Source organism: Pararhizobium sp. P1_E7 (assembly GCF_056405855.1).
In genome coordinates this window covers 1-8,735 of sequence record NZ_JBFUBH010000093.1, presented here as the reverse complement: position 1 = coordinate 8,735, position 8,735 = coordinate 1, and the positions used below count along the sequence as shown (strand labels likewise).

The 8,735-nt window shown below is 54.6% G+C and carries 6 protein-coding genes; 2 read left to right on the top strand and 4 right to left on the bottom strand.

Annotation, left to right across the window (positions count from 1 at the left end; genetic code table 11):
* The first annotated feature begins 316 nt into the window (after positions 1 to 316).
* Positions 317 to 1,501: a glycosyltransferase gene (locus tag AC1D17_RS26315; protein WP_477568214.1), complete on the top strand. Its 1,185-nt coding sequence runs from the start codon at positions 317 to 319 to the stop codon at positions 1,499 to 1,501.
* A 21-nt stretch (positions 1,502 to 1,522) separates the two neighbouring features.
* On the top strand, positions 1,523 to 2,383 hold the full coding sequence (locus tag AC1D17_RS26310) for a sulfotransferase family protein (protein WP_477568213.1): 861 nt from the start codon (positions 1,523 to 1,525) through the stop codon (positions 2,381 to 2,383).
* Positions 2,384 to 2,437: 54 nt separating this feature from the next.
* Here AC1D17_RS26310 and cysQ read toward each other — a convergent pair whose 3' ends face one another.
* From cysQ to AC1D17_RS26290, 4 genes are all read right to left on the bottom strand, one after another.
* Positions 2,438 to 3,217, bottom strand: a complete 780-nt coding sequence (cysQ, locus tag AC1D17_RS26305) for a 3'(2'),5'-bisphosphate nucleotidase CysQ (RefSeq protein WP_477568212.1) — start codon at positions 3,215 to 3,217, stop codon at positions 2,438 to 2,440.
* Positions 3,218 to 3,398: 181 nt separating this feature from the next.
* On the bottom strand, positions 3,399 to 5,279 hold the full coding sequence (gene cysN / locus AC1D17_RS26300; protein WP_477568215.1) for a sulfate adenylyltransferase subunit CysN: 1,881 nt from the start codon (positions 5,277 to 5,279) through the stop codon (positions 3,399 to 3,401).
* Between the two features lie 5 nt (positions 5,280 to 5,284).
* A complete protein-coding gene (cysD, locus tag AC1D17_RS26295) occupies positions 5,285 to 6,184 on the bottom strand; it encodes a sulfate adenylyltransferase subunit CysD (protein WP_477568211.1) in 900 nt (299 codons plus the stop codon).
* A gap of 148 nt (positions 6,185 to 6,332) precedes the next feature.
* Positions 6,333 to 8,558, bottom strand: coding sequence for a GumC family protein (locus AC1D17_RS26290; protein WP_477568210.1), 2,226 nt, complete (start codon positions 8,556 to 8,558; stop codon positions 6,333 to 6,335).
* Positions 8,559 to 8,735 lie beyond the last annotated feature (177 nt).

Below are 8,735 nucleotides of genomic sequence, written 5' to 3'. Positions count from 1 at the left end.
GCCACACGCAACGACGAAGTGATCAAATATTGCGGTCTGCTTGGTCGCAACGCAATAACCTGCGGACCAATGCTCCTCATCCGTAACGGCCCTCCCCCGCCTTTTTTCCAATTAAAACGTCGTGCAGCGGCGGGCGGGACAACCTAGAAAGCCGGCCACTATTTGCAACAAAGTGCTCYCTTTTCTCGTCAGAATCAATCTGATCTGCAAAACAGAGCGGTCGCATCCGAAAAGTTCTCATTATTCTCTCGACTGATAATGTCTTTGAATACTATGATCTTAAATATTCCGTGATGCGCCGTGGGGATTAGACTTCTTGGAAACAAAACCAATAGTTGTTGCATTTCCATTTGCTGGCGACGATTTCGGTGGAAGCGACATTTCCGCTGTACACCTTATTTTGGCCCTCGACAGAACCAAAGTACAGCCAGTCATTATGCTGCATAGCAACAAAGGCGATTTTTCAAAATACTTAAATGGAAAAAACATCAGCTATATCGGCATCGATGATGCTGACGTTTTAAGGCCGCGTCACGGCAATAGTGTTCAGCGCAGGGCATTGGCGGCTGTGAAATATCCGTGGACCATGTTCAAACTTCTGCGCTTTCTGCGTCAGCATAAAATTGACATCGTCCACACCAACAACGGCCTGGTTCACACAACATGGGCACTTCCGACGGTTCTGTCYGGGGCAAAGCTTCTTTGGCACCATCGCGGCGATCCGACGGCCAAGGGCGTCAACCTGCTTGCACCTCTGCTGGCGAGCCATGTCGTAACGGTATCGAAATTCGCGCAGCCGTCCGCGCCTGTCATTTCCCTGAAAAACAGGCTGTCTGTGATCCACAGTCCTTTCGACCATCCAACGGACATACCCGATCGCGATGAGTGCCGCCTTGCCGTGGCGCGCGAGCTGGGACTGCGTGAGGACACCCATTTTGTCGGGTACTTTGGCGCTCTGATAGACCGCAAACGGCCACTCCGGTTCGTGGAGGCCGTTCATGCCTTTCACATGCAGCACCCGGACGTTCCAATTGCCGGCCTGCTGTTCGGCCCGCCCGAACAATATGGCATCCGGATGGATGGTGAGGTTAAGGCGTTGGCGCAGAAGCTCGGTATTGCCGACCGGATCCATTTGATGGGCTTTCGCCTGCCCGTCGCCCCCTACATGTGCTCCGTCGATATTCTCCTGGTTCCGGCCGTGAACGAACCATTCGGCAGGACCCTGATCGAGGCTATGCTGCTTGGAACGCCGGTCATTGCGACCGATCACGGAGGCAATCCGGAGGCCATCGATCATGGCGAGACCGGCTTTTTAGTCCAGCCTGAAAACCCGTCCGCTTTTGTCGAGCCGATGAATATCTTGCTCACGAACCGGGCGGAGTGGCGTCGGATAAGCGAAACAGCGCGAACATCGGCGCTCGCCCACTATGGCGTAGCTCGCCACGTTGATTCCATCGTGAATATTTATCGGCGGCTTGCCGGCAGAGCCGAGTTCGAATGAATTCAAGGGGAAGGAGTTGCTATGCAGGTCGAAGACATCAATTTTCTGATCATTGGCGCAACCAAAAGTGCGACGACGTGGCTGCAGCAATCCCTTCAGCAAGATGCCACGGTTTGCATGCCGGATCCTGAGCTGCATTATTTCAGCAGGAACTACGACAAGGGAGACGAATGGTATCTTGCACAGTTCGACAGCACAGGAGACCGTCGCCTGATCGGAGAAAAATCCAACTCATACATGGACACTCCCGGCGTTGCAGAAAGGATCAGGCAGGCGATACCAGGTGTTCTGCTGATCGCGCAGCTTCGCAATCCCGTGGACCGCGCATATTCCGACTACTGTATGCTATTTCGTCGCGGGGAAGTCGGGCGCGATGTGGCAGAGTATCTCGACCCGCGCCGTGCTGCTGGTGGCCGGTTCCTCAACGGAGGGCTCTATCACCAGCAGCTGCAGCCCTATTTCGACCTGTTTCCTGCCCAGCAGCTGCAGGTGTTACTGTACGAAAATATCCGCACCGATCCCCAAGGACAGCTGGATGCAGTCCGTGGCTTCCTGAAGTTGGAAGCAGAATTACGGATCCCTCCTGTAGCGAAAAAGGTAAAGGACAAGACCGATCCAATTGTCTCTCCCGGCCTGCGTCAGATTCTTAAACCGCTGAAGCCCGTTCTCGCGCCATTCCGCAGCAACTTCGTCATGCAGAGATTGAGATCAGTCATCGCCCACGAGACGAAATACACTCCGCTGAAGCCTGATCTCTGCGCACGCATGGTGGAGTTTTATGCGCCGGAAGCCGAAAGGCTCGGCAAGCTGATCAAACAGGACCTCTCCGGTTGGCTATCCCACGTTTCCGCAATGAAAGCACAGCTGCGGCCGGCATCGTGACCTGCAGCGTCTTCGGGTCATTTTCACAGGGCTCGATGCGCCGCGACTTCGTGCTCACCGGTCTGCTCCCCATGCAATAAAGTGCGGGTTGGCAAAATCGCAATCCGACGCCTGGCGTCTCTTTCCGTAGGTCAGCGGCGTACCGTCAACCAAAGACGTGCGCCCGCCGGCCGCTCGCAACACCGCGTCGCCGGCGGCCGTATCCMATTCCATCGTCCGGCCATATCGAGGATAGACGTCGGCAATCCCCTCGGCCAGCAGGCAAAATTTTAGCGAAGACCCAACAGAGAGGCAGGACGTAATGCTGTTCACGCGCAGGAACTCCTCCGTTTGCGCGTTGCTGTGAGACCGGCTTGCGACAGCCGTCAGGCTCCCGCCTTTCGCGCGGCACCGAATATCACCGCGATCGCAAACCACATCATCCGCCGCGACCATAAATTTTGAKGCTCGGCCGTTGTGGGCGGCATAGCCGGTATGCCTTGCCGGAGCATAGACGACACCGGCGACGGGTATGCCGTTCTCGATCAGCGCGATGTTCACCGTATAGTCAGCGCTTTGGTTGATATATTCCTTTGTCCCATCCAACGGATCGACAAGAAAGAAAGCATGCCCATCGATCTGCGGGACGCGTCCATCCGCCATCGCCTCCTCCGCGACAACAGGCACACCTGGAAAGGCACGCAACAGGGCGTTGAGAATAATGTCTTCGGCCATATGATCGGCAATTGTCACGGGGGATTGATCGCTCTTGATCGTTGTACCGGTAGACGACGGCTTTACGCTCAAGATCGCTCTTCCCGCCTCCACCGCTGTCCGTTCCAGCACGTCCAACATCACATCCCCTTTGTGCAAAGTCGTTTGCGTAAAAACAGGCTCTCGCGTTCCTCCCTACAGAGCCGCGTGTCATTCATGACGCGCAAATGTCGCTGTAGTACTTTGTATTTACTGCATAATTTTTCTTAACTCAGAACCGATTTAAGGAACTATGCAGTAGGCCGGAAATCATCAAAAGCTGTCATGCCTCGTCGAGAAATTTTTCGATTTGCATCGCGAGATCGAGTGGTTCATGCCCCATGGTTCGAAGATGAATCTCAGGCGATGCCGGCGCCTCGTAGGGTGAGCTGATGCCGGTAAAATTCTTGATCTCACCCGCCATGGCCTTTTGATACAGGCCTTTGGGATCGCGGCGTGCGCATTCCTCGATCGGCGTATCGACGAAGACTTCGACGAATTCCCCCTTTTCGAAGAGTTCGCGCGCCATTCTCCGCTCGGACCGGAACGGCGATATGAAGGACACGAGAACAATCAATCCGGCATCAGCCATCAGTTTGGCCACCTCCGCCGCGCGGCGGATGTTCTCTACGCGCGCTTCCGGCGTAAACCCGAGATCGCGATTGAGCCCGTGCCGGATATTGTCGCCGTCGAGCATGTAAGTGTGCTTGCCGCGGGCATGGAGCAATTTCTCGACGATGTTGGCGATCGTGGACTTGCCGGAGCCGGAAAGCCCGGTGAACCATAGCACCATGGGCGTTTGCAGCTTGAGGGCTGCGCGCGCGTGCTTGTCGATATCGCCTGCATGCCAATGGATATTCTGTGCCCGGCGCAGGGGATGATCGATCATCCCCGCGCCGACGGTGGCATTGGTGAAACGATCAATCAGAACAAAGTTACCGGTGTTCCGGTTGTCGCGATAACTGTCGAACACGATGGGCGCCTGGGTCGAAATATTGCAGACGCCGACCTCGTTCATCTGAAGGGCAGTTGCCGCCTTCTGCGCGAAAGTGTTGATGTCTATCGCATGCTTCAGAGTTGTAACCGTTGCGCCGATGCTATCGACCTCTGTGCGGCAGATGTAACTCCTGCCTGGGATCATCGGCTCCTTGTGAAACCAGATAACATGCGCCATGAATTGATCGGCCAGATCGGGCCGGTTTTGCGGAGCGACAAGCATGTTGCCGCGCGACAGCTCAAGGTCGTCTTCGAGAACAACGGTAACGGCTTGCCCATCGACAGCCGTCTCGACGTAATCCCGGCCACAGAGGATGGACTTGACACGCGTCGATTGACCGGACTTCGCAACAACGACGCTGTCGCCGACGGAGACCCGGCCCGCGGCGATCTGGCCGGAAAAACCGCGGAAATCCAGATTCGGGCGGCTGACGAGCTGAATTGGCAACCGAAACGGCTGGTCCACACGGTCCTCATCGACATCGATGGTTTCCAGATGCGAAAGCAGGCTCCTCCCCTTGTACCAAGGCATGGCTGGGGAAGCGGTGATGACGTTGTCACCAAATCGCGCCGACATCGGTACAAAGCCGACAGAGCGGAACCCTAAGGTTTCCGAGAAGGCCTGAAAGGCGCCGCAAATAGCTTCGAACCTGTCCTGATCGTACTGGATGAGATCCATTTTGTTGACGGCCACGACAATATGGCGGATGCCGAGAAGGGACGCGATAAATGTGTGGCGGCGCGTCTGGCGCAGAACGCCCTTCCTCGCGTCAATCAACACGATTGCCACGTCGGCATTGGACGCACCGGTCGCCATGTTGCGCGTATATTCCTCGTGCCCGGGCGTATCTGCGATGACGAATTTTCGCTTCGGCGTCACGAAGAAGCGGTAGGCGACATCGATCGTAATCCCCTGTTCCCTCTCAGCCTCCAGGCCATCGACGAGAAGCGCGAAATCCAGATGGTCATCGCCTTTTGTCGTACCGTGCTTTTTCGTGTCACGCTTGAGCGCGGAAAACTGGTCATCCAGGATAAGCTGCGTATCGTAGAGAAGCCGACCGATCAGGGTGGATTTTCCGTCGTCCACGGAACCGCAGGTTAAAACGCGCAGGAAGGTATTGGTGACGGGCGCGTCCTGTTCGATCAAAATGTCGTCATCGAGAACCATCCTCATCAGAAATATCCTTCGCGTTTCTTCTTTTCCATTGAAGCTTCTTCATCGGAATCGATCGCTCTTCCCTGACGTTCGGACGTTCGGACCGTCAACATTTCCTGAATGATTTCCGGGACAGTGCGCGCGCTCGATTCGATCGCGCCCGTCAGCGGGTAGCAGCCAAGCGTGCGAAACCGCACCATCAGCTCTTCCACCCTCTCCTCCTGCGTGACGCGCATCCGGTGGTCATCAACCATCAGAAGCATGCCGTCACGGCGCACAACCGGCCGCCGTTGCGCGAGGTACAAGGGAACAACCGGAATATTTTCCTGATTTATGTATTGCCAGACGTCGAGTTCCGTCCAATTTGACAGTGGAAATACCCGGATCGATTCACTGCGGTTTACGCGCGTGTTGTAGGTTCTCCACATCTCCGGCCGCTGGTTTTTCGGATCCCATGTGTGCTTGCTATCCCGGAAGGAGAATATTCTTTCCTTTGATCGCGATTTTTCCTCGTCGCGTCTTCCGCCCCCGAACGCCGCATCGAAACCGTATTGGTCCAGCGCCTGACGCAAAGCCAGCGTCTTCATCATGTGCGTGTACGCCGTGGCGCCGGAATCGAACGGGTTTATGTTTTGGTCGATACCGTCCTGATTGGTGTGCACGAGCAGATTAAGGCCGAGCTCAATCGCCGTCTTATCCCGAAAGGCGATCATCTCCTTGAACTTCCAGGTCGTATCAATATGAAGCAACGGAAATGGCGGTTTTGCCGGATAGAAAGCCTTGAGGGCCAGATGAAGCATGACAGATGAATCTTTCCCAATCGAATAAAGCATGACCGGGCGGGAGAAGGTTGCGGCAACCTCACGCATGATGTGAATGGATTCGGCCTCTAATTTATCCAGATACGTCATTGTCATTTGCGTAACCCCCTCCCTTAACGAAATACAATTGCAGACAAGAGAACATATTATCAATAACAACCGAAATTTAATATTATCTTTGGTAATACAAACTGAACTAAAATTAGAATTATACTATTCCCATAAAGCCTAAAATTCGAAATCGCTACGCCAGATCGCGGCGCCTAAACCACCAAAGCCGGGCCTGGTCCGGAGACTTGCCGAAGAAGTTCACGACGCTGCCCAAAATGACGGGATGATTGACCGACAACCTATTCAATGCATCGACTAGGTTCCGTTCCTTGGTGCGAACCGCCGCCACGACCATGATGATGGAATCGACCTGTGATGCCAGCCAGACCGAATCCTCTTCTTGCTCCAGCGCCGGCGGATCGATGATGATGAGGTCGTACCGGTCCCTCAGCTCCGAATAGAGAACTTCAATGCTGTACAGGTTCGGCCTGGAGGAAATGACCTCCAAAAACGGATAGGAAGACGAAGTGGAAATCACACTCTTCAGATCCGCCTTGCCTTCGAGGAACTTGGAGAGCGCCGTGTCCGAGGTCTCCACTCCCAAAAGACCTGCTGCACTTTGTGAGCTGGGGTCGAAGTCTATGATGAGCGCCCGCAACCCCTGGGCCTTCGCGGCGGCAGCCATACCCAGCGCAATGGTCGTCTTTCCGTCATTTTTCGATGGCGAGCAGATCATGACAATCTTGCCGCCTGCCGAATGATTGATGGTTTCCCAGGCCATGCACAAATTTCGCATCGCCTTGGAAAACACCGAGCCGGGGTCGCCAATCAAAAGCTGGTGCGGCGTCTGCGAGCCGGATAGGTGCTTTTTCAAGTTGGGGACGGTGACGAGGTTCGGCCTGTTCAGCAGCTCCTCGATATCCCTTGGCTGATGCAGGCGGCTATCGAGCGCATTGGCGATAACGACGCCGACAATCGCCAGAATAAAAACACCCAACGAACCGGTTGCAATGACGAAACCCGGCGTTGGGAAAGACGGGTTTGTTGGAACCTCCGCATAGGAGGCTACAGTCGCCGACGCCTTGCGCTCGCCGCGCTCGGGATCCAGGTCGCCCAATCGCAATACAATCTGGTCGTAGCGCTTCTGCTCAGCGAGCAAGTCCCGTTCGAGCTCTCGCCGACGGATTTCAGCCAAATTGCGCCCCTCCATCCTCTTCTGCAGAAGGGTCACCTCAGTATTGAATTTCTCAGTCCTGATTGAAGCAATCTTGGCATTATTTGCCAACTCCTGAACAATTCGCCGAGCTTCGTCGCCCAACATGATGCGGTTGGCCTGAAGCTCGGCAGCCGTGTCCACAACGAGTGGGTGATTTTTACCAAATTTTGAACTGAGTTGCGCGCTTAGCTGCTCAAGACGCGATTGCTCGTTTCTCAGACGGTCAAGCTGGTCTGACGTCAGAACGCGACCCACAGATTGCTCGTCAGTGGACAGGAGAAGCGCGTTTGCCTCGTTATATCGCGCCACGGCCCCCGCCTCGTCGACGCGTGCAACCGTCAACTGCTCATTTAATTGCTCCACGCGAGCCCGCAACAGGTCGTCCTGTGGATCAAAAGTGAGATCGCTGTTGGTCGCAAACGTCGCAATTTCCCGCTCCATGTTCGCAATCCGGCCGGCAAGCTCCACTTGCTGGCTGCGCAGATATGCGATGGTATTCTTGGTTGCTTCATCCGTGAGCTCTGCGGTCCACTCGACGTAGTGCTCGGCAATGGCATCAGCGATCGTGGCGGCCTTCAACGGATTGGCCTGCCTCACGCGAATAGTCATCGCAAGGCTGTCGCCCCGCCGATCGACAGCGTAGGAACCCAAGAGCGACGATATCGCACGATTACGCTGTACGCTTTCCGAAATAAGGCGCCGGCGAACCATCTCCGGGCCGTTCCCTTGGGTATTGAACAGCACACCAACGATGGGCGCGAACAGCGAGCCTATAAGGGTTTCGCTCTCCCTGCGTATCGGAGGCAGGTAACTATTGTAGTCGGGATCTTCAACAAGATTGAGAGCATCGACCACGGTTCCAGCGAACACGCGCGACTGAATGACATCAAGCTCGGTTTCCATGACCGACTTATCACGCTCCTGCTTTCGCAGCTCGACCACAGCCTCATAGGGCCGGGCGTCATTGCGGTCGAACACAATTGCCGATGACGCCGTATAGACCCTTGTATAGAGCACCGAAGCCAAGAGCGTTGACGCAAGGCCGAATAATATAAAAGGCACGATGAAAACAATATATCTTTTTAACAACTCGGTTATATCTTGAATGCCGTATGTATATTCCCGACGCGGCGGCATCTGATATATTGCTGTGCTTTGACTTCTATTTGAATGGTGGTCAATTACGCGATCGGTGGTCAGCATTTAACCTCCAGCACATTTAATTAGACGTTATAATATGTTGCGGCGCACGGCAGGCTCCACAATCAACTCTCCTTAATTAGGAAGCAATAATAGTCGAAATCCCGAAAACAACAAACATTTAAATGATTTTCTACATCACAAAGTGTAAATCAGTTAAAATATATCCTAATAGTATAC